19 protein-coding genes and 1 riboswitch are annotated in these 19,621 nt (G+C 46.9%); of the genes, 10 read left to right on the top strand and 9 right to left on the bottom strand.

Going from position 1 to position 19,621, the window contains the following annotated elements; genetic code table 11:
* Nucleotides 1-3: 3 nt before the first annotated feature.
* Genes BLD48_RS13990 through BLD48_RS13975 form a run of 4 tightly spaced genes read right to left on the bottom strand, consistent with a single transcriptional unit; the run spans nt 4 to nt 3,263 of the window.
* A complete protein-coding gene (locus BLD48_RS13990; RefSeq protein WP_071500767.1) occupies nt 4-807 on the bottom strand; it encodes an ABC transporter permease in 804 nt (267 codons plus the stop codon).
* The gene (locus tag BLD48_RS13985) at nt 804-1,610 is read right to left on the bottom strand and encodes an ABC transporter permease (RefSeq protein WP_014971286.1); all 807 of its coding nucleotides are present in this window, start codon (nt 1,608-1,610) and stop codon (nt 804-806) included. Before BLD48_RS13985 ends, BLD48_RS13990 begins: the two co-directional genes overlap by 4 nt.
* Nucleotides 1,610-2,704, bottom strand: coding sequence for an ABC transporter ATP-binding protein (locus BLD48_RS13980; RefSeq protein WP_014971287.1), 1,095 nt, complete (start codon nt 2,702-2,704; stop codon nt 1,610-1,612). The genes BLD48_RS13985 and BLD48_RS13980 overlap by 1 nt, the downstream gene beginning before the upstream one ends.
* A 13-nt stretch (nt 2,705-2,717) precedes the next feature.
* Nucleotides 2,718-3,263 carry a helix-turn-helix domain-containing protein gene (locus BLD48_RS13975; RefSeq protein ID WP_071500766.1) on the bottom strand — a complete coding sequence of 182 codons (546 nt, stop codon included), beginning with the start codon at nt 3,261-3,263 and terminating at the stop codon, nt 2,718-2,720.
* A 185-nt stretch (nt 3,264-3,448) separates the two neighbouring features.
* On the opposite strand from BLD48_RS13975, the gene BLD48_RS13970 reads away from it, so the two are divergent.
* The 3 genes from BLD48_RS13970 to BLD48_RS13960 are packed head-to-tail and all read left to right on the top strand — an operon-like array spanning nt 3,449 to nt 5,480.
* Complete coding sequence (locus BLD48_RS13970; RefSeq protein WP_071500765.1) at nt 3,449-4,294, top strand: DegV family protein; 846 nt, start codon at nt 3,449-3,451, stop codon at nt 4,292-4,294.
* A gap of 59 nt (nt 4,295-4,353) precedes the next feature.
* Nucleotides 4,354-5,082 carry a TspO/MBR family protein gene (locus BLD48_RS13965; RefSeq protein WP_071500764.1) on the top strand — a complete coding sequence of 243 codons (729 nt, stop codon included), beginning with the start codon at nt 4,354-4,356 and terminating at the stop codon, nt 5,080-5,082.
* A 50-nt stretch (nt 5,083-5,132) separates the two neighbouring features.
* A complete protein-coding gene (locus BLD48_RS13960) occupies nt 5,133-5,480 on the top strand; it encodes an iron-sulfur cluster biosynthesis family protein (protein ID WP_071500763.1) in 348 nt (115 codons plus the stop codon).
* Between the two features lie 257 nt (nt 5,481-5,737).
* Here the strand turns inward: BLD48_RS13960 and BLD48_RS13955 are convergent, their stop codons facing one another.
* The 3 genes from BLD48_RS13955 to BLD48_RS13945 all read right to left on the bottom strand — a co-directional run bounded on the left by BLD48_RS13955 (nt 5,738) and on the right by BLD48_RS13945 (nt 9,254).
* Complete coding sequence (locus BLD48_RS13955) at nt 5,738-7,780, bottom strand: putative bifunctional diguanylate cyclase/phosphodiesterase (protein WP_071500762.1); 2,043 nt, start codon at nt 7,778-7,780, stop codon at nt 5,738-5,740.
* A gap of 176 nt (nt 7,781-7,956) precedes the next feature.
* Nucleotides 7,957-8,709 carry an anti-sigma factor gene (locus BLD48_RS13950; protein WP_071500761.1) on the bottom strand — a complete coding sequence of 251 codons (753 nt, stop codon included), beginning with the start codon at nt 8,707-8,709 and terminating at the stop codon, nt 7,957-7,959.
* Nucleotides 8,709-9,254: an RNA polymerase sigma factor gene (locus BLD48_RS13945; protein WP_014971294.1), complete on the bottom strand. Its 546-nt coding sequence runs from the start codon at nt 9,252-9,254 to the stop codon at nt 8,709-8,711. Before BLD48_RS13945 ends, BLD48_RS13950 begins: the two co-directional genes overlap by 1 nt.
* Before the next feature lie 229 nt (nt 9,255-9,483).
* On the opposite strand from BLD48_RS13945, the gene BLD48_RS13940 reads away from it, so the two are divergent.
* Nucleotides 9,484-9,747 (top strand): metal-sensitive transcriptional regulator, encoded by a 264-nt coding sequence (locus BLD48_RS13940; RefSeq protein ID WP_014971295.1) that lies wholly within the window; start codon nt 9,484-9,486, stop codon nt 9,745-9,747.
* A 95-nt stretch (nt 9,748-9,842) separates the two neighbouring features.
* Here BLD48_RS13940 and BLD48_RS13935 read toward each other — a convergent pair whose 3' ends face one another.
* Nucleotides 9,843-12,041, bottom strand: coding sequence for a phosphodiester glycosidase family protein (locus tag BLD48_RS13935; RefSeq protein WP_071500760.1), 2,199 nt, complete (start codon nt 12,039-12,041; stop codon nt 9,843-9,845).
* 131 nt (nt 12,042-12,172) lie between these two features.
* Between BLD48_RS13935 and BLD48_RS13930 the strand changes: the two genes are divergently transcribed.
* From BLD48_RS13930 to BLD48_RS13920, 3 genes are all read left to right on the top strand, one after another.
* Nucleotides 12,173-12,697, top strand: coding sequence for a YceI family protein (locus tag BLD48_RS13930; RefSeq protein WP_071500759.1), 525 nt, complete (start codon nt 12,173-12,175; stop codon nt 12,695-12,697).
* A 33-nt stretch (nt 12,698-12,730) separates the two neighbouring features.
* A complete protein-coding gene (locus BLD48_RS13925) occupies nt 12,731-13,534 on the top strand; it encodes an SMP-30/gluconolactonase/LRE family protein (RefSeq protein WP_071500758.1) in 804 nt (267 codons plus the stop codon).
* Nucleotides 13,535-13,635: 101 nt separating this feature from the next.
* Nucleotides 13,636-14,364 carry an MBL fold metallo-hydrolase gene (locus BLD48_RS13920; protein WP_071500757.1) on the top strand — a complete coding sequence of 243 codons (729 nt, stop codon included), beginning with the start codon at nt 13,636-13,638 and terminating at the stop codon, nt 14,362-14,364.
* A gap of 357 nt (nt 14,365-14,721) precedes the next feature.
* On the opposite strand, the gene BLD48_RS13915 is transcribed toward BLD48_RS13920, so the two are convergent.
* Entirely contained in the window at nt 14,722-16,326 is a 1,605-nt protein-coding gene (locus tag BLD48_RS13915) for an alpha-glucosidase (RefSeq protein ID WP_071500756.1), read from the bottom strand.
* A 163-nt stretch (nt 16,327-16,489) separates the two neighbouring features.
* Between BLD48_RS13915 and BLD48_RS13910 the strand changes: the two genes are divergently transcribed.
* The 3 genes from BLD48_RS13910 (at nt 16,490) to BLD48_RS13900 (ending at nt 19,597) form a co-directional block, all read left to right on the top strand.
* Nucleotides 16,490-17,677 (top strand): aminotransferase class I/II-fold pyridoxal phosphate-dependent enzyme, encoded by a 1,188-nt coding sequence (locus BLD48_RS13910; protein WP_071500755.1) that lies wholly within the window; start codon nt 16,490-16,492, stop codon nt 17,675-17,677.
* A gap of 62 nt (nt 17,678-17,739) precedes the next feature.
* Nucleotides 17,740-17,845: riboswitch (SAM riboswitch) on the top strand.
* Nucleotides 17,846-17,928: 83 nt separating this feature from the next.
* Nucleotides 17,929-18,942, top strand: coding sequence for a methionine ABC transporter ATP-binding protein (locus BLD48_RS13905; RefSeq protein WP_071500754.1), 1,014 nt, complete (start codon nt 17,929-17,931; stop codon nt 18,940-18,942).
* On the top strand, nt 18,932-19,597 hold the full coding sequence (locus BLD48_RS13900) for a methionine ABC transporter permease (RefSeq protein ID WP_071500753.1): 666 nt from the start codon (nt 18,932-18,934) through the stop codon (nt 19,595-19,597). Before BLD48_RS13905 ends, BLD48_RS13900 begins: the two co-directional genes overlap by 11 nt.
* Nucleotides 19,598-19,621 lie beyond the last annotated feature (24 nt).

Genomic DNA, 19,621 nt, shown 5'->3' with positions numbered 1-19,621 from the left:
CGATCATTTCACCTCCGGTCGGGACAGCTTCATCACAGAACGTTGGTTTAGGAAGTAATAGCCGATGACGAGTAAAAACGTAAACAAGAAAATGACTGTCGACAACGCATTGATTTTCATGGAAATCCCTTGTCGTGCGAGCGAATAGATTTCAACGGATAAGGTCGTAAAACCATTTCCGGTGACAAAGAATGTCACGGCGAAATCATCAAGCGAATACGTGAGTGCCGTAAAGAATCCGGCAAATATCCCTGGTGTGATGTAGGGTAAGATGACTTTCGTCAAGACATCGAATCGGCTTGCGCCTAAGTCACGCGCTGCATCGACGAGTGTCGGACTCATCTCCTGGAGTTTCGGAAGAACAAGAATGACGACAATCGGGACAGAAAACGCGATGTGTGACAACAAGACCGACGTAAAGCCGAGCTGAATGCCAAGCATCGTAAAGAAAATCAAGAAGGACGCACCGATGATGACATCCGGACTGACGATCAAAATACTGTTCAACGTCAACAGTGACGTCTCAACTCGTTTCTTACGGACTGCTTGAATCCCAATTGCTCCTAAGACACCGATGATCGTCGAGATCGCCGCTGACAACAGCGCGATGACCAGCGTATTCAAGACGATGATCAAGAGACGGGAGTCTTGGAATACTTCCTTATACCAGTCCCACGTAAAGGATTCAAAATTCGTCATGTTGTCGGCACTATTAAAAGAATAGAAGGCGAGATAGAAAATCGGTGCGTACAAGATGATGAAGACACCGATCAAGTATAGATTCGCTAATTTGAGTCGTTTCATCATGTTGTCGCTCCTTTCTTCCGTTTCGTACTCGTCAAAGCAAGAATGATCGCCATCGCGATGATCAAGAAGACGGCAATCGTTGCGCCCATGCCCCAGTTCTGCGTGACAAGAAACTGTTGCTCAATCGCCGTTCCCAGTGTGATGACACGATTCCCGGCAATCAGACGCGTGATCATGAATAAAGACAGCGCCGGAATGAAGACGAGTTGACAGCCTGACTTCACACCGTCAAGCGTCAACGGGAAGACGACACGGCGGAACGTCATGAAGTTGGATGCCCCGAGATCACGTGCCGCAAAGACGAGGGACGGATTCAATTTTTCAATCGCATTAAAGATCGGTAAGATCATGAACGGTATGAAGATGTAGACGGAAACAAATACAAAACTGAAGTCCGTGAACAAAATCTGTTTCCGACCGATTCCGATGGCCTCAAGCGTCTGGTTCGCCCATCCATAGGTACTGAATAGACCGATGAAGGCATACGCTTTTAACAGGAGGTTAATCCAAGTCGGTAAGATGATTAATAATAACCATAATTGCTTATGTTTCGTTTTTGTCAGTAGATAAGCCGTCGGATAACCGATGGCGAGCGAAAAGAAGGTAATCAAAAAGGCATACCAAAAAGAACTTAACGTCATCGTCAGATAGGTCGAAGTAAAGAACTTTTGATAGTTGATGAGTGAAAAATGACCTTCGAGATCGAGAAACGAATAATAGACGACCAGGACGATCGGCGCGATGACGAACAACGCGATCCAAAAACTATACGGAATCAGATACCAGTTGCGTGTTTTTTGCATCACAGCACCCCGTCATATGACTCAAGTCGTTTATCGAATTCCTCTTCCGTCTCATTTAGACGCATGACATGAATCGCTTCCGGATCAAATGTCAGTCCAATCTGTTCACCGACGATCGCTTTTTTCGTACTATGGACAAGCCACTCGTTTCCGACGTCATCCATACAAGCGATCTCATAGTGCACACCGCGGAACAGTTGTGAATCGACGGTGACACGTAATTTCCCTTGAGCAACGCTCGTGATCTCCAAGTCTTCCGGACGAATGACGATCTCAACCGGTTCATTCAATTCAAGACCCCGGTCGACACAATCAAATTCATTTTCCGCAAACGACACACGGTAGTCCGTCAACATCCGTCCCGGGATGATGTTCGATTCACCAATAAAGTCGGCGACGAAACGGTTGATCGGTTCATCGTAGATGTCCGTCGGTGTACCGGACTGTTGAATCAGACCATGATTGAGGACAAAAATTTCATCCGACATTGCAAGCGCTTCTTCTTGATCGTGCGTGACGAAGATGAACGTGATGCCAAGACGTCGTTGCAAATCGCGTAGTTCATACTGCATCTCCGTCCGAAGCTTCAAATCAAGGGCTGATAACGGTTCATCGAGCAGGATGACTTCCGGCTCGTTGACGATTGCCCGGGCAATTGCCACGCGCTGACGTTGTCCACCTGACATTTCCGTGATTTCACGGTTCTCATACCCGGACAAGTTAACAAACTTCAAGGCGTCGAGGACCCGCGTCTTGACCTCTGCTTCTTTCATCTTTTTGATCCGTAAGCCAAACGCGATGTTTTCAAAAACATTGAGATGCGGAAACAAGGCATAATCCTGAAAGACCGTATTGACTTGTCGTTTGTTCGCCGGGACGTCATTGATTCGTTTACCGTTAAACAGAATATCGCCTTCTGTCGCCTCGGTAAATCCGGCAATCAGTCGTAAGACGGTCGTTTTCCCGCAACCGGATGGTCCGAGCAACGTATAAAATTTCCCACGTTCGATTTCAAAACTGACCCGATCAAGGACGGTCTGATCGTCAAAACGTTTTGTCACATCTGTAAATTGGATGATGGTGTTATCTGCCAAGTCCTGTTCCTCCTTATAAATACGAATCAGTTGCTGTGACGAGTACCTTCGTATCCGTCTCCGACTCATTTCGTAATTGATGAATTTCAGAAGCTTTATAATAGAATGTCTCTCCTTGCGTCGCAACAAAGGATTCGTGTCCCAGTCGTAACGTGACGCGTCCTTCGAGAACGAAAACAAACGTTTCTGACCCCGACGGTTCATAGGCTTTAAATGTGCCTCCTGGTGCCAAATGCAACAAGACCGGTTCCATTTCCTTCTCATTCGATTCCGGAATCAGCCAGGTCACATGGTACCCCTGTTCCGGATCCGCATAACTTGTGACATCGTTTTGCGTATAAACGACTTTCTGATTTAACGTATCCTCATCAAAAAAATCTTTTGCCGAGATGCCGAGTACTTCTAAGAGGCTAAACAACGTCTCGATCGAAGGGGAACTGATCTCCCGTTCAATTTGTGAGATGTATCCTTTACTCAAATCCGTTCTCTCTCCAAGTTCTTCTTGCGTCAAGCCTTTTTGAAGACGTAGATTCTTGATTTTATTGCCGATCGTCCGCAATCCACGTCCTCCTTTCTCTTACTCAGTTTAGTATAAGATGACTTAAAGTTTACTAATCACGTACCGATTATAGCGTATCCCGTCAGTTAATCAACTAAAATGTTTTAATTTTCAAAGGTTCATTTGACAGCGATAACGCTTGCACCTACAATTAATATCAGGTACTAAAACAAGGAGGAGACAGTATGAAGATTGCATGGATTACAGACAGTACAACCATTTTACCGGACTCGATTTCTGCACGAGATGACTTGACCGTCGTTCCGCTTCTCGTCATGAAGGACGGTGAAAGTTTTATCGATGGCGTCGACGTCCAAGCGGAAACGGTGTATGAATGGATCGACGCCAAGCATAAGGTCACGACAAGCCAACCTTCGATCGGAACGTTCACCGAACACTACGAACGTTTAAAAGAACACTATGATATCGGTTTTGCGATCCATTTATCGAGCGAACTGAGTGGAACGTATAATGCCTCCATCCAAGGAGCTGAGATTGCCGGATTCCGGTTGATTGCGATCGATTCCCGTTGCGGCATCTACCCGGCAGGTCAACTGTTGGCAGAAGCGATGGAGCTTGCAGCAACCGGCATGCCGGTTGAAGAGATTGAGCAGCATATCCTTGAACGTCGCCTCGATCACCATATCGAATTCACTGTCGCTAATCTGAATCAACTGCAGGCGGGCGGACGGATTTCCTCAACGAAGGCGTTTGTCGGCAACTTACTTCAGCTTCGTCCCTTGTTCCATTTTGAAGATGGAAAAATCGTTCCGTATCAGACGGTCCGGACGTTCAAAAAAGCACATGCGAAACTGTATGATCACCTCGTCGAAATGCTTGAAAGTGGCACCGTCACCGATGTCTCTTTATTCCACGCAGCGGCTTACGACTTAGCACTTGAATGGAAAACGAGTCTCGAAAAACGGTTTGATGTGACGATTCGGATTGATAATTTGACGCCTGTCCTCGGTTCCCATACCGGAAACCCGGCCATCGGGATGTCGTTTTTGAATCCAACGAGCCGACGCTGATGTCTAAAGAGTGACTAATCCGGGTAAACCTCCTTTAGAGATTAAAGGAGGTTTTTGATTTGAAAAACAAATGGATTTGGCTCAACTGGCTTGGTTTTGTCTTTACGATTGCTGTCAATGCGTTAGACGGTGGAAAAACAGGTCGTATCTCGGATACGATTTCAACCTTGTTCAAACCCGCAGGTTACGCCTTTTCGATTTGGGGATTGATTTACGCTGTTTTACTCGTCTGGTTAATCATGCAGACGATTCCGAAGTTCAAAGAACATGAGATCGCGAAAAAAATCGGACCCTGGTTCTTGATCAGCTGTCTCTTTAATGCAGGGTGGATTGTATCGTTCTCCTTCAAACTATTTCCATTGTCCGTCGTCGTCATCGTCGGTCTGTTACTTTCGTTGATCGTCATCTACTCGAAGATTGATCGCGAGACAAAAGCGTTACGTTTTAAATTACCATTTTCGCTATATCTTGGTTGGGTGTCGGTTGCGACGATTGCAAACATCTTCTTGACGCTCGATACCGAAAACATCAACTCGTTGCTTGGCATCGGTGACGCCGGTTGGACGATGATCATGTTGGGTGTAGGTGTCATCGTCGCGTTATTGTTCATGTTCGCCAACCGCGATCCGATTTATCCGCTCGTCTTCGTCTGGGCCTATATCGCAATCAATTTCCAATCCGATAACGGACTTGTCGATACGGTTGTCTTGGGCAGTGTCGTCGTCCTGCTTGCCGGATATGTCTTCCTGCTCGTCCGGATGCGTCGTCAAGTCCACGTGAGCAAGTAACGTTATTTCTCACTCATTTCGTCGTATACTGAACAAAAGGAGTGAATGTCATGCACATCACATTTACAGAAGCCGCTCTTGGTCGCATCGACCAATTACGCGGTGACACAGTAGGTCAATTGCATCTTTATTACGATACTGAGGGCTGTGGTTGCGGGAACTCCGGTATCTTCAGCATACGTCTCGTATCAGCAGCAACAAGCGAAGATATGACGATCGACTCAAATGTTGGTCCCGTCCTCGTCAAACGATGGTCCAGTCATTTTCTCGATCAAGAGATGACGCTTGACTACAATGCGGAGAAAAAATCATTGATTCTAAAAAGTGACGGTCAATATTTTAATACGAACGTCCTTGTCACGGATCAAACGGGTTGCCAATTGACAGTCAATCGATAACCCTATACAAAAAAGGCAGCCTCCCTTGTGGAAGCTGCCTTTGTATTGTGATGGACAGACAGATAGTGTGTTGAGTAGAAGGCGGAGTCGTCTATCTAAATGTACTGCGATTCTGTCTGCATCTTGCACAAGTCGAACAAATCCCTGCCCGGAATCTGTTCATGAAGCGATTGCGTCCCCCATGATCGCATGCATATTCCTTGCATGCTTATCTAGTATACGTAAAAAAGAGCGTACTGGATTTAAGCGATGTGTTCTCAAACAACATCCAGCACCGTTCGTTCAATCGTCTGCTGATCCAGATCCTTGACGTTGACCGGGCGGCTATAATAATACCCTTGGCCATAATCACAGCCCAGCCGTTTCAAGAACTCGTGTTGTTCCAGCGTTTCGACACCTTCCGCGACCACTTCGATCCCAAGACTTTTCGCAAGCTGGATGATCATCTCCGTGATTGCTGTTCCTCGTTCGTCATGCGGCACTTCATCGATAAACGATTTGTCGATCTTCAAGATATCGATCGGCAGGTGCTTGAGGTGGGTCAGTGACGACAGACCAGTGCCAAAATCGTCCAGTGCAATCGTCAGACTTAACTGTTTCAACTCTCCGAGCATCAACAAAGCGCGGTCGAGGTTCTCCATGACGGAGGTTTCCGTGATCTCGAGCTGCAACTGAAGTTCTCCCCCATTCTTTAACGAATGATGAACGATCTCCTTAATCATCAAGTTGTGCGATTCGGACCGAAAATGCATCGCTGAGAGATTGACTGACACTTGACGGATGAAATGATTTTCTTCACGCCATAGTTCCATCTGATTCACGGTTTCTTGCAGGACCCATTGTGTCAGACGGTGAATGAGACTGTATTTTTCAGCAAGTGGAATGAACTCAGCAGGTGAAATGAACCCGAATTTCGGATGATTCCAACGAATCAGGACTTCCGCCTGTTCGACCTTTCCTGTCGCAAGAGCGATTTTCGGTTGATAGACCAGATTAAATTCCTTGAAATCCGTCATCGCCCGACGTAACGAACCGACGATTTGCTGTTCCCGGCGATCGGAATGGCGGGTTTCATCATAGATGACGAAGCGGTCCCGTCCTTCATTTTTTCCGGCACGTAACGCACTTTCCATCTGACCAATCCGCATCTCTAACGTATCGTTTACATTCGGAACGATGATACCAATCGTCGCTGTCAGATGAATTTCTTGACCTTCCAGTATAATCGGCCGTCGAATCGCTTCAAGTACCTGCGTGAATGCTTCTTCTAACTGATCCGGAGGAATGTTTTTAATCAGGAAAAACTGGGTTCCGTTGTATCGAATACAAGCTTCATCTTCCCCCAGCAATCCTTTGATTCGGTCTGCGAATTGGCGAATCACCGTATCCCCTTGATCGAATCCAAATGTATCATTAATCCATTTGTATCCATCCAAATCAAGTAACGCCATCGTCATGTGTTGTCTGGTCCGGCTATACTGGGCATCAACTTTTTCCATATGATAATCGAGCCAACGGCGATTATGTAATCCTGTTAAATGATCCGTGTAGGCCATCATCTGCAAGGCGCGTCGTTCAAGGTGAATATAGAGACCGGCGATCAAAATGATGATGAAGAAGACGGGAATCGCGACGTCACCTAGAATATTCGATGTGACCGGCCGATCTGCCATCTCAAGTGCCGACGACTCCGGGATACAAAACGTCGTCCCTAACATACCGACATAATGCATCGTCGAGATCGCAAATCCCATCAATACCGCAACGGGAATCAGGATCCGTTTTTTATTGACATGACGTGTCATGTACAGAAGCAGCAAGGCGACATACGCCACTGTGACGGCAATCACGATCGATAAGGTGAACAATGCCGCGTCATACCGGATATCTCCGTTAAACTGTACCGCCATCATGCCTAAATAATGCATCATCGCAATCCCGATTCCGACCAATGTGCCTGCGACGATGACTTTCTGACGTGTCAACTCCGAGTAATATAATAAGTAAAACGCAATCCAGGCTGCCGTGACAGCCGGAACGATGGATAAAAACATCAAGACCCAGTCATAGCTGACCGGTACAGCTAACTCAAACGCCCCCATCCCGACGAAGTGCATGCCCCAAATGGACAGTCCCATCGTGATCGATGACAAAAATAAAGCTCGTTTTTTTAAAGAGACCGCTTTTGCGAGTCGACGATTTAATTCCAGTGAGGCATAGGATCCGACGATGGCGACGATGACCGATAGGATGACCAATGTCTCTTCATAGTGTTTCGTTAAGATGATCCATTCATTCATGGTAAGTGCCTCTCTTTTTGACTGACATTCCTATTAGTATCGTCTACTTCCCATCATTTCTTCAGTCTTCTCATGAAATTTCGTAAGAACGGATGTTTTTTTTCTGAAATAGAAGACTAAACTCAAGAAAGACAAAAAAAGATGCCGGAATTCCGGCATCTGACTATCGTATCGATTTATAGAGCAACAGACGCGACGACTTCACCGGTCGGCTTTTCTAGATCTGGTTCTGGTTCGACGGTGATGGCGACGGCATCAATCGTTCCGTCTCCTTTTAGCGGGAAGACCGCCGCTGCTTCTCCGTCTTTTTCGATGACACCGTTCGCGCGTGGTGTATCTCCTTGAATCGTCCACAGCTGGTACAATTCACCTTCTTTTAGCGGTGGCAAATCTTTTAGTTGGACGAGCATGTATTCTTTTTCGTCTTTCGTGAAAATCATGCTCGATCCTTTAATGGATGCCGTACTTTCAAAGTTTCCCATTCCTTTGACTTCGTCCATCGCGAATTCTTCTGTCGGAGAAGACTCATCCTGTGACAGGAAGTACGCGTTGGCACCAAGCGACAGGAGTAAAGCCGCTGCGATACTCATCAACCACCCCAGTGGGACCGCGCGTTTTTTCTGTTTTTGCGTCCGAGCCGATTCCAGCTCAGACACTTGTGGTGTTTCCTTGCGCGTTGGTTCCGCAGAAGCAGGTTTCATCGGTTCATTCGCTGACCCGAGAACTTCCCCAAGGATTCTTGATTTCATGCCTGTCGGTATCGGTCGTTCCGGAAGTGATTCCGCGATGGGCAGCATCAAGTCTTGCATCTCTTGAAACGCCTGTTTACAATCGTCACAAGTCGCCAAGTGCGCTTCGAACGCGTCGCGATCGGTAGCTGATAATGTTCCGTTGAAGTAGTCAATTAAATCATGACAACGTTCTTCCATCAACGTTCCCTCCCGTCTAATAATTTCCGAAGTGCCTGAATTGCACTCCTGATTCTTGTTTTTACCGTTCCGAGCGGCAAATTCAATTGATCTGAAATTTGTTGTTGCGTTAACCCTGTAAAATAAACGAGTTCAATTAACTCTTGTTGATCCGGTTTCAATTCACTGACGGCATCTCGGACTTCAGATGCGGTTTCACGCTGGATGACCGTTCGTTCGACTGGTTCATCGTATCCGCCGTCGCGCTCTTCGACTTCAATCGTCGGCTGTCGTTTTTCACGTCTTAAACAGTCCAGCGCAGCGTTGCGGGTAATCGTTAATATCCAAGAGGAGAATTTCCCTTTATCAGTATTAAAGTCGACCCGTCCATTCCATATCTTCATCCAGACTTCCTGAATGACTTCTTCTGATAAACGATCATTGTTCGTAAAGCGATGAGCGAATGAGAACAATAGCCTTTCGTACTTTTCGTACAGCACTTCGAGAGCTTGTTCATCTCCACTGCGCATCTGATGATAAAGCGATTCATCGGATTGAGTATGCATCCTTCTCCTCCTTGTGATCAGTCAGCCTTATCATATAGTATACGCAAGCTGACGCAAAATCGTTTTAGTTTTAGTTTTAGTTTTTTCTCAATTTTTGTCCACCACATCCATATTCCCTATTCTACTAAAAAATATAGCTCGAAAGCGGCTAGATTGACAATAATACCGTGATGGGCATAGCATAAAGGTATCGAATAAACGGATTGCATCTTAGAATGGAGGAAAATGAATGGATTACGATCGTAAAATGAAAAATCGGGTCAGTCGTATCGAAGGACAACTCCGTGGTATATTACGGATGATGGAAGAAGGACAGGATTGCCGGGACGTCATCACGCAATTGTCGGCGACTCGTTCTGCCATCGACCGGACGATTGGTGTCGTCGTCAGCTCGAACTTGATTGAATGCGTGAAAGAAGCCGAAAAATCCGGTGAAGGTGATACCGAGGAATTGGTCAAGGAAGCGGTAAATTTGTTAGTAAAAAGTCGGTGAAAAAAATAGATGTTTTTCCTCAAAAAAAGCTGTTCCGATCATCAGTCGGAGCAGCTTTTGTTTAATATTAGTATAACACTTCATACTATGTACGTTTAGTGCCATGCCTTCAATTGATCGAGATACACTTTACTTTTTTGCACCGTTCCTTTTTTCTTTACGTCCGTTTCTACAAAATACAGCGATTGTATCTGAATTGGGGCAGGCCATGTCGGATCCAGCTTCGCTTGAACAGTTTTGAACCCTGTCCAGTTGACCCGTTTCACGAAATCGACCGTATGACTTCGTCCTCCTGCATCCTTCAACTGCGCACGTAACCACGGTGCCTTCTGATCACCATATACATCAAGGGACAATCTTGTTGCAGGCGAAGTAATCTTCCACTTCGCGTTCGTGATATACATGGCTCCATTTTGCTTGGACCAGCCGGAATAGTTGTATGTCAGCTTAAGCGCTGACCGACCTGCTGACTTTTGCTCTGTACTTAACATTGTCGAATAACTGGATACATAGGGCGATTTCGATATATAGACGCCGCTTTCAAAGGAATCAATCACCGTTGATTGATTCGTAGAAGTTGTCGGTGCCGTCACAGTAATCGGAAGTGATACCATTTGTCCGCCTGCTGATAATGTAAGTACGGTTTTCCCAGGTTTCTTAGCTGTCAAAACATCATTAGAAATCGTGCTGATTGGTTGTTTCAGCTGATATTTCTTTTCATTTAATGGAATCGTGACTTTCCGGCCATTCAACCATCCATCACTCGTCAAGCGGACCTTCTGACCGACTTTTAGAAGTAGGGGTTTTCCGCCGTTAAAGGTCATTCCTGATAAACGGTTTGTGATATTGATCGTGACTGACCGTTTGATTTGATCAACCGCCAATTGTCCTGTCCACTTTCCGGGTTGAAGTGGCGCTTTTACAGTCATCCCGCTAACACCTGTACCGGCTAATATTATTTTCTTCTGATTTGCATCAATTGGTTGACTGTTTCTGTCGGTCAACTTGATGGTCAACTGACGCGTTTCACCCACGTACAACTCCGTTTGCTCAGGAATAATCATATAGGCGGCTTTTTTTTCCGGAACATAGCGTGTTGAAACGATTAAACTGTTTGTGATGGATCGACTTCTTCCATCTGCCGGAACGTTTACTGTTCGAACCGGAAACTCACCGGCCCGTCGGACCATCATCTCCGTCGATCCTCCTCCATCAAATGCTAACGCTGAAACAGCGCCTAGTCGTTTCATCTGCGCGACTGCTTCGAGCATCGTGAATCCTTTTGATGTCGTTCTTCCTTGGTCCACTGTTACGATATGAACCGTTTGATCCGCTGTCACCCCAATCAATGTCCGCGCCTTTCGGACAATCATCAAGAAACGATCATGATTTTCAGAAATTGTGTTAAGGTCTAGACCGATCCCGTCTTTGATCAGCCAATTGTACCCAGAAGCCGCTTCTGCGATGTCATTTCTTACTTGTAAGTTCGACATTTGAATGAGGTTAAATTGAGTAGTTACCTTATTTTCTTTCAACAAGTCGAGTAACAATTTCTTTTGTTTGCCGAACGCCATCAATACGACTTCATCTGCCGGAATCGATATGTTCGATCGAAAAGTCGTTTCTGTCCGATCTACTGTCCACGAATGGCGTTGTCCTAATTTAAAGGCTCTAACCGAATTTCCCTTCATCGTCACGATCGCCACTTCTTTTTTCATCGCATCCGATAATCCTACGAAATTGATTTTTTTAGATACATGGTGGGCACTTGTAAAAATACCAATTCGATTATCCAGATTTTCATTTCGGTTAACAGAATGGATTGTCAGGGACTGTGCTGAAGACTTTAATGTTCCGACAATGCCATAAGAACCGATTTCCGGTTTCCCTTGTCCGTTTATGATGAACGAAGGAAACTTCAGTGCAGACTCTTTCACACTATGGCTGACGAGTACTGCATTCTGCTGAATTTGCAACCCGATTGGTAAACCACTTGCGACTTTATACATATCAGCATTAATGGCAGCAACCACACGATTTCCGGACGCAGTAGATCGACTTACTTGAGAAGGCAGTGATTCGGTGGCTAGTACATGATCACGTCCTTTTACCGTCATCCATTGATTTCCTGAATCAGGTCGCACAGTAAGTTGTTGAATCGTCTGCGGAACACCAGATGTATTTTCTTGTTTGACTGTATAGTCGACACTTTTAGAAATAGTTTCAGCATGTGTTATTTGTTGAAAATTAAATACGCCTAATATAATCAATAAAATACATAATTTCCTTTTCATAAAACACCTCCAGTATACATTATGCCTTTTTAAGGTAAAAAATTACATAATTATTTCAATGTTTTGTTTTCAAGGTAAAAAGGAACTATTAAAGGCATACCTGAAGTGAATCGAACGAGGAGGAATCGAACATGACCACCTATCAGCTCGATCAAGACCACAGCTCCATCACATTCACAGTCAAACATATGATGATTTCAAAGGTAAAAGGTGAATTCCGTGATTTTACGTTTGATGTCAGCGGTGAAGCCCATGATTTAGAAAATGCATCTGCCGTCGTGACGATTCCCGTCGCAACGATCGACACACGAAGTAACGATCGGGACACCCATTTGAAATCAGCTGACTTTTTTGACGTCGAACAATATCCGAACATTACTTACCGCGTGACATCGTTTAAAAAACACGCGGGTGACGAATATGAAGTAATGGGTGATTTGACGATTAAAGACGTGACACGGACTGAAACGTTTAAGGTTGAGTATGAAGGCAGTGGCGTCGATCCTTGGGGAAATACACGGTCCGGCTTTGAAGTAGATGGGAAAATCAAACGTGAGGATTACAACCTGACATGGAACGTCGCGCTCGAAGCCGGTGGTGTCTTGGTCGGCAGTGACGTCAAGTTCCAGTTGCATCTCGAATTCATTCACGCTTAATCAGAGGTAACAGCACTTGTAGGGGGAAATGAAATGACAGTATCACTCTTTATCGATGTCTCTTGTAAGACCGGTGAATCACCGGTGTACGACGCTAAAACAAAACGATTTTATTTCGTTGATATTCCGAATCAACTCTTTTTTTCATATGACTTAACGACAGAAGCACTAAAACCGTATCAATTACCAAGTGCGATCACATCGATTGCTTTGACGGATGCTCCTGATTTTCTTCGGGTCACGTCTGCTCATGGTTTTGGTACATTTGATGTAAAAGAAGGACACCTCTCACTGGAAACACAGTTGACACTACCTGAATCCGACCGGATGAATGACGGGAAACTCGATCCGTCCGGTCAATATGTAGCCGGAAGCATCAATGAGGAAGACGGCGAGACCGCTTCTCTTTACCGTTTGCGTCATGACGGCTCAGTTGATGTCTTGCTCGAGAACTTAACGAACTCAAACGGACTGGTTTGGTCGGAAGATGGTAAGACGCTTTACCACATCGATACACCGACTAAAAAAGTCTATGCCTTTGATTATGCGGCGGATCAACCGTTAACGAACCGCCGTGTCGCCATCGATTTAGAAGACGAGGATGGATTCCCGGACGGCATGACAAAAGACACGGACGGTCACGTCTTCATCGCCCATTATGCCGGCTCATGCCTGACACGCTGGAATCTTGAAACTGGCGAAAAGCTCGACCATGTAGAATTTCCTGTTTCCAATCCGACATGTCCGATTTTGTATGAAGACCGTTTGCTCGTTACGACGGCCGCGGACGGTGACGACTCGGAACATGCCGGTGCAGTTTTCGAAGTCACGTATTGATGTTTCCGACTCCCTTTTTAGGGAGTTTTTTTGTAGACGCCTGTACTAAAACAGGCGATACTGAAGAAGAAGCGAATACTTTGACGAGGGAGTGTAACTGGATGCATATTTCAACGATTGAACGACTTCATCAACTGCAAACGACCCCGTCTTTTTTCCCGGTCAACTGTTACTTATTTGAAGAGGCAGACAGCTTAACCTTGATTGACACGGGAATCTCACTGAATGCAAAAGCGATTTATTCCGTCATTAAATCCTTTGATAAACCGTTACAGTCCATCGTTTTGACGCATGCGCATGCGGATCATGTCGGTTCTCTGGATTTCTTAGCGAGTGCGTTTCCGCTCGCTGAAGTCTCGATCAGCTACCGGGACGCCGCCCTTCTCAGTGGCGACGAATCGTTACGCGAAGGCGAAACGACACCTCTTAAAGGCGGTATTCCGAAAAACATCAAGACGCGTCCTGACCGGTTACTAGAAAGCGGACAACAAATTGGCAGTTTAAGTGTCATTGCGTCACCCGGTCACACGCCGGGCTCGATTTCCCTCTGGCACGAAGGCAGCCGGACACTGATTGCCGGTGATGCGTTTCAAACACAGGGTGGACTAGCCGTATCAGGCGACACACGCTGGCAGTTCCCGTTCCCGTCTCTTGCGACATGGGACAAGGAAGTCGCACTGCAGTCCGCCCATCAGCTGACAGAATTAACACCGGATGTGCTAGCAGTGGGTCACGGACCACTTGTCGTCGCGCCGAGCTTTGATATGCGCCAAGCCGTCGATCGATTCGAACAGCTGTTATCTTCTAAAAAACGAAACGGTTATATCTAAACGCCAATACACAAAGAAAGCGGCTGGGACATAACTAGCTGATTTTTAAAGAAAAAGAGGAATTGCCATCATCTGGACTGCACCCCAACTGGTAGACACTTTTTTTAAAGTATCTACCAGTTGGGGTGCAGTTCATTCATGTTTCCGTGACATTTTTCTTTTAAGACGAAATCACGCGACTCCTACAGGAAAAAGCGCAAGATGACTTGCGCTGTCAGAGACAAACAAGACCGGGCGATCTGTCCGAACGGGCAGATCATTTGGCTTGTGTCTCGCCTGAGGAAAGCGCGTGAGAGAAGCGTGATGGCGTATACGAAACTGAGTTATACCCCAGCCTCGTTTTGTCTTATCGTTTTCTTAGTATTGATACAACCGGGCTTCATACCGTGCTAACTGTACCGTGTCACCGGTTTCATAATTCGACAACACGAGCTGTTCCTTTGGTAAAGAAAGTGTCGTCGTGACCGCCTCATCATGAAGATTCAAGATGATCCGCCATGTCACACCGTCGAGTTCCCGCTCATAAACATACAAATACGGATCTTGAATCGCTAAATCACGATAGACACCGTACACCATGACAGGATGTGTTTTCCGCAAGGCAATCAAGGTGCGGTAAAAAACGAGAACCGAGTTTTGATCTTGTTCCGCTGCCTCCACATTGATGTCGAGGTAGTTCGGATTGACCGTCATCCAAGGATAATTGGACTCCGTAAATCCTGCAGCTTTGTTCGCATTCCACTGCATCGGTGTCCGTGAATTATCCCGTGCCCGCATCTGCATCGAAGACAGGACCGTACCGGGTGATTCTCCAGCTGCAATGCGTTCTGCATACTGATTCCGAAAGGCAACGTCCTGATAGGCATCTGGATCAGAAAACCGGATACCGGTCATCCCGATTTCTTCGCCTTGATAGATATACGGAATGCCGGGTAACGTGTGCAACATCAGTCCGAGTAACTTCGCACTTTCAATCCGATACCGTTCGCTCCCGAACCGCGTCACCTGACGGGTATGGTCATGATTGTTCAGGAACTGGGACGCTACACCGTGCGGATACAACGCTTCATACCATTGTTTTTGAATTTGTTTAAACCGCGGTAAGTCCATCGTCTCCATGTCATCCGCCACTTCGAAATGAAACAGCGTCCGTAGTTCGTTCCGGTCTTCCCCGACGTACAGTAAACCATCTTCCGGTCCGACGAATGGAATCTCACCGACCGTAAAGAGATCTGTTCCGGCAAGGACTTCTTGGTGCATTTCTTGTAAAAAGTCATGAACACCCGGCTGATTGCCTAAGTAAGACAAATCGAGTGGGTTTTCCACATCATCAAACGTCGCTCGTTTCTTAATCAAATTGATGACGTCCATCCGGAAGCCGTCAATTCCTTTATCTGTCCACCACCGCATCATCGTATAGATGGCTTGGCGCACGTCTCGGTTCTCCCAGTTCAAGTCCGGCTGTTCGGATGCAAACGAGTGGAAATAATATTGTTCGCGCGTCTCATCCCACGTCCAGGGACTCGGTGCGAAATAGGAGCGCCAGTTATTCGGCGGTGTCCCTTTTACCCCGTCCTGCCAAATGTACCAGTCCGCCTTTTCGCTCGACTTGCTACTTCGCGCATCCTTGAACCATGCGTGTTGATCACTCGTGTGGTTGACGACCAGATCAAGAATCAGCTTCAATCCCCGGTCATGGGCTGCACCGATTAACTGTTCCAAGTCGGACATCGTTCCCGCTTTTTCCATGATGGTATAATAATCCGCAATATCGTATCCGTTATCGATATCGGGTGATGTATAACAGGGGTTCAGCCAAATGACATCGACCCCCAGCGAAGCGATGTAATCCAGCTTTTCGATTACCCCCTGCAAATCCCCCATCCCGTCTCCGTTCGAGTCCTTAAAACTACGCCAGTACACTTGATAGACAACGGCTTCTTTCCACCAGTCTTGGTTCACTCGCTCATCTCCTTCGTTAGACAGATCCATTCCTGTTTAGTGTATCAAAAAGAATCAGACCATCGGTTATTTCTACCAATTATCAACGATTATTAAAAAACTCTTTTATTTTTTCTGAAAATTCGTTATCCTTGACGACAATACCCAACAAGGAGGAACACAGATGAAACATTTCGTCCCATCGATTGCGATTGACCGATTGCCGGCTCCGGTCTTTGCTGAACTCGCCCAGCGGATCGGCGCCGTCAAAGCAGCCGGTCACGACGTCATCACACTTGGTCAAGGAACCCCGGACCAAACGACACCTGTACATATTTTGGATGCCTTGAAAGAGGCGATTGACGACTCGACCAACCTACAGTATCCCCCATTTCGTGGACATGATTTCCTGAAGCAGGCCGTTGCCGACTTTTATCAAAAAGAGTTTGGTGTGTCGGTCGATCCTGCTTCTGAAGTGGCGATTCTGCTTGGCAGCAAGGCCGGCATCGTCGCTTTGCCGCAAACGATCGTTAACCCGGGTGAAGGTGTCATTGTTCCAGATCCCGGTTACCCCGACTACCTGTCCGGTGCGGCACTTGCCGGTGCATATCCGATCACCTTGCCGCTTCTTGCGGAAAATGCCTTTTTACCTGACTACAATCTACTCGATACGAAGGACGTCGAACGGGCCCGGATGCTGTTCCTCAACTATCCAAGCAATCCGACCGGTGCGACGGCAACGGCAGAAGCGTTCGAGCAGACCGTCGCCTTCGCTGACGCCAACGACATCTGTGTCGTCCATGATTTGGCGTACGGCGGCATCAGCTTTGACGGTCCGACACGGAGTTTCCTCCAAACAGAGGGCGCGAAAAACGTCGGCATCGAACTGTTTTCGTTATCCAAACGCTTTAACATGTCCGGTTTCCGCATTGCCTTTGCAATCGGTAATCCATCCGTCATCGCAAGCATTGAAACATACCAGGAACACTTATACGTCAGCGCCTTCACACCAATCCAGCACGCAGCGGCCGTCGCGCTTTCGAGTGACCAGACGTGCGTCCGTGAGCTGAGTGCCCTGTATGAAACGCGTCGCGACGCCTTGTTTGGACAACTCAAAGAAATCGGTTGGGAAGGTCCCGTCCCGGGCGGTTCGTTCTTCGTCTGGTTGCCGGTCGCGTCCGGTTTTACCTCACAAAGCTTCACGGATCACTTACTGGACGAGGCACATGTCGCGGTCACACCAGGACATTTCTTCGGCGAATACGGCGAAGGATATGTCCGGATCAGCTTGATTGCCGACGCCGAACGATTGGTCGAAGCCGTGCAACGGATTGGTCAATTACATTTGTTTTCACAGACCGTTGCGGAATAATTCTGAAAAAACGTTTGACAGATGGGAATGATTTCCGTTAAAGTAAATCCCAACAGCATATCTACTTATCGAGAGCGACCGAGGGAATAGGCCCAACGACGTCCGGCAACCACCAGCAAATGGAACGGTGCCACATCCTACAGAATGTTTCATTCTGAGAGATAAGTTACGAAATCTTACACTTCGTCGCTTTTTTCTGGTTGCTCTTAACTGGAAAAAGGCGATTTTTTTGTATAGGGAGGAAACGACAGATGATTGAATTCAAAGGAATTACCAAACGGTTTGTCCGGGACCGGACACCGATTTTTGCTCTACGTGACGTCAACTTAACGATTCAACAAGGTGAAATCTTTGGCATCATCGGAGAATCCGGTGCCGGAAAAAGTACGTTACTCCGTTTAATCAACGGACTCGAAACACCGACACAAGGAACGGTCAAAGTATCGGGAATCAAACTATCCGACCTCTCAAAAGGCAGCCTAAGGGAGTTGCGCCTGAAGATCGGAATGATCTTTCAACATTTCCAATTGATTCAATCACGGAACGTTTCTGATAACATTGGGTTCGCCTTAAAAGCAGCCGGCGTTAAACGCAGTGATTTCCCAAGCCGGATCAAGGAACTCGTCGCTCTTGTCGGACTGGAAGGATTCGAAACGAATTTTCCGAGCCAACTCAGTGGTGGTCAAAAGCAACGTGTCGGGATTGCCCGAGCGCTTGCCAACAATCCGAGTGTCCTGTTATGTGACGAAGCGACCTCGGCACTGGATCCTGTAACGACCTTACAAATTCTTGATCTCCTCAAGGATTTGAATGAACGACTTGGCTTGACAATCATTTTGATCACACATGAAATCGAAGTCGTTAAACAGATTTGTCACCGCGTCGCCGTCATGGCTCACGGTGAAGTCGTCGAAGTCGCAAACACCTACGACATATTCAGTCAACCGACCCATGACGTCACAAAACATTACGTCGATACAGCACTCCAAATCGAGTTGCCGGAACGAATTTTGCGAACAACACCCGGAAAAATCATCCGTCTCCAATTCACAGGAGAAAAGACCGGCGAGAGTACGCTGTCAGAAGCGATCAAACAATTTGATATCTCGGTCAGCATCCTGCACGGCAAGGTCGATTATATCCAGAACGTCGCCTTCGGGGTCTTGATCGTCAGCCTGACCGGTCCGACGCTTCATATCAACCGGGCGCTCACTTGGCTTGAAGAACAACTCCACACACTTGAGGTGATTCAAGATGTGGCTTGATCGGATCCAAACGATGTTACCCGACTTACTCAAAGCGTTAGGCGAAACGGCCCTGATGGTCGGAATTTCACTTGGTTTCGCCCTCATCATCGGGATTCCACTCGGAATTTTTCTGTTCATCACCGATCGGGGACTGTTTTTCCAAAACATCTTCGTTCGAAGCATCATGGACTTTTTCGTCAATATCGTTCGTTCGTTACCGTTCATTATCTTACTCGTCGCCTTGATTCCGCTGACGCAACTGTTACTCAATAATACGATCGGACCGACGGCGGCTTCCGTCAGCTTAAGCGTTGCTGCCATTCCGTTTCTCGCCCGACTCGTCGAGACATCACTCCGTGAAATTTCTCCGGGATTGATCGAAGCTGCTGAAGCCTGCGGGGCAACGCCCTCTCGGATCATCATCAGTGCACTGTTACCGGAAGCCCTTCCCGGTATCATTCAAGCGGTGACGTTGACGACGATCAGCTTGATCGGCTTCTCCGCCATGGCGGGTATCGTCGGTGGCGGCGGTGTCGGTGACCTCGCCATTCGCTTTGGTTATTACCGGTACGATAACGTCGTCATGATTGTGACGATCATCGTGCTCGTCGTCATCGTCCAAAGTATTCAAGGACTCGGCAATCAACTGGCCCGTCGTGCTGATAAACGTTAAATCCAAAATAGGGACCACTAAGGG

Origin of the sequence: Exiguobacterium sp. KRL4, assembly GCF_001870785.1 — a bacterium.
Lineage (GTDB): Bacteria > Bacillota > Bacilli > Exiguobacteriales > Exiguobacteriaceae > Exiguobacterium_A.
The sequence above is the reverse complement of the archived record's forward strand: the minus strand, read 5'-3'. Positions and strand labels throughout refer to the sequence as shown.

Coding starts and splice junctions, on each gene's coding strand:
- BLD48_RS13945 (WP_014971294.1), bottom strand. CDS start 9,254: ATGCATACTCAATCCGATGAATCGCTTTATCATCAGATGCGCAGTGGA.
- BLD48_RS13950 (WP_071500761.1), bottom strand. CDS start 8,709: ATGGAAGAACGTTGTCATGATTTAATTGACTACTTCAACGGAACATTA.
- BLD48_RS13955 (WP_071500762.1), bottom strand. CDS start 7,780: ATGAATGAATGGATCATCTTAACGAAACACTATGAAGAGACATTGGTC.
- BLD48_RS13985 (WP_014971286.1), bottom strand. CDS start 1,610: ATGCAAAAAACACGCAACTGGTATCTGATTCCGTATAGTTTTTGGATC.
- BLD48_RS13925 (WP_071500758.1), top strand. CDS start 12,731: ATGACAGTATCACTCTTTATCGATGTCTCTTGTAAGACCGGTGAATCA.
- BLD48_RS13940 (WP_014971295.1), top strand. CDS start 9,484: ATGGATTACGATCGTAAAATGAAAAATCGGGTCAGTCGTATCGAAGGA.
- BLD48_RS13900 (WP_071500753.1), top strand. CDS start 18,932: ATGTGGCTTGATCGGATCCAAACGATGTTACCCGACTTACTCAAAGCG.
- BLD48_RS13960 (WP_071500763.1), top strand. CDS start 5,133: ATGCACATCACATTTACAGAAGCCGCTCTTGGTCGCATCGACCAATTA.
- BLD48_RS13910 (WP_071500755.1), top strand. CDS start 16,490: ATGAAACATTTCGTCCCATCGATTGCGATTGACCGATTGCCGGCTCCG.
- BLD48_RS13970 (WP_071500765.1), top strand. CDS start 3,449: ATGAAGATTGCATGGATTACAGACAGTACAACCATTTTACCGGACTCG.
- BLD48_RS13935 (WP_071500760.1), bottom strand. CDS start 12,041: ATGAAAAGGAAATTATGTATTTTATTGATTATATTAGGCGTATTTAAT.
- BLD48_RS13990 (WP_071500767.1), bottom strand. CDS start 807: ATGATGAAACGACTCAAATTAGCGAATCTATACTTGATCGGTGTCTTC.
- BLD48_RS13920 (WP_071500757.1), top strand. CDS start 13,636: ATGCATATTTCAACGATTGAACGACTTCATCAACTGCAAACGACCCCG.
- BLD48_RS13930 (WP_071500759.1), top strand. CDS start 12,173: ATGACCACCTATCAGCTCGATCAAGACCACAGCTCCATCACATTCACA.
- BLD48_RS13905 (WP_071500754.1), top strand. CDS start 17,929: ATGATTGAATTCAAAGGAATTACCAAACGGTTTGTCCGGGACCGGACA.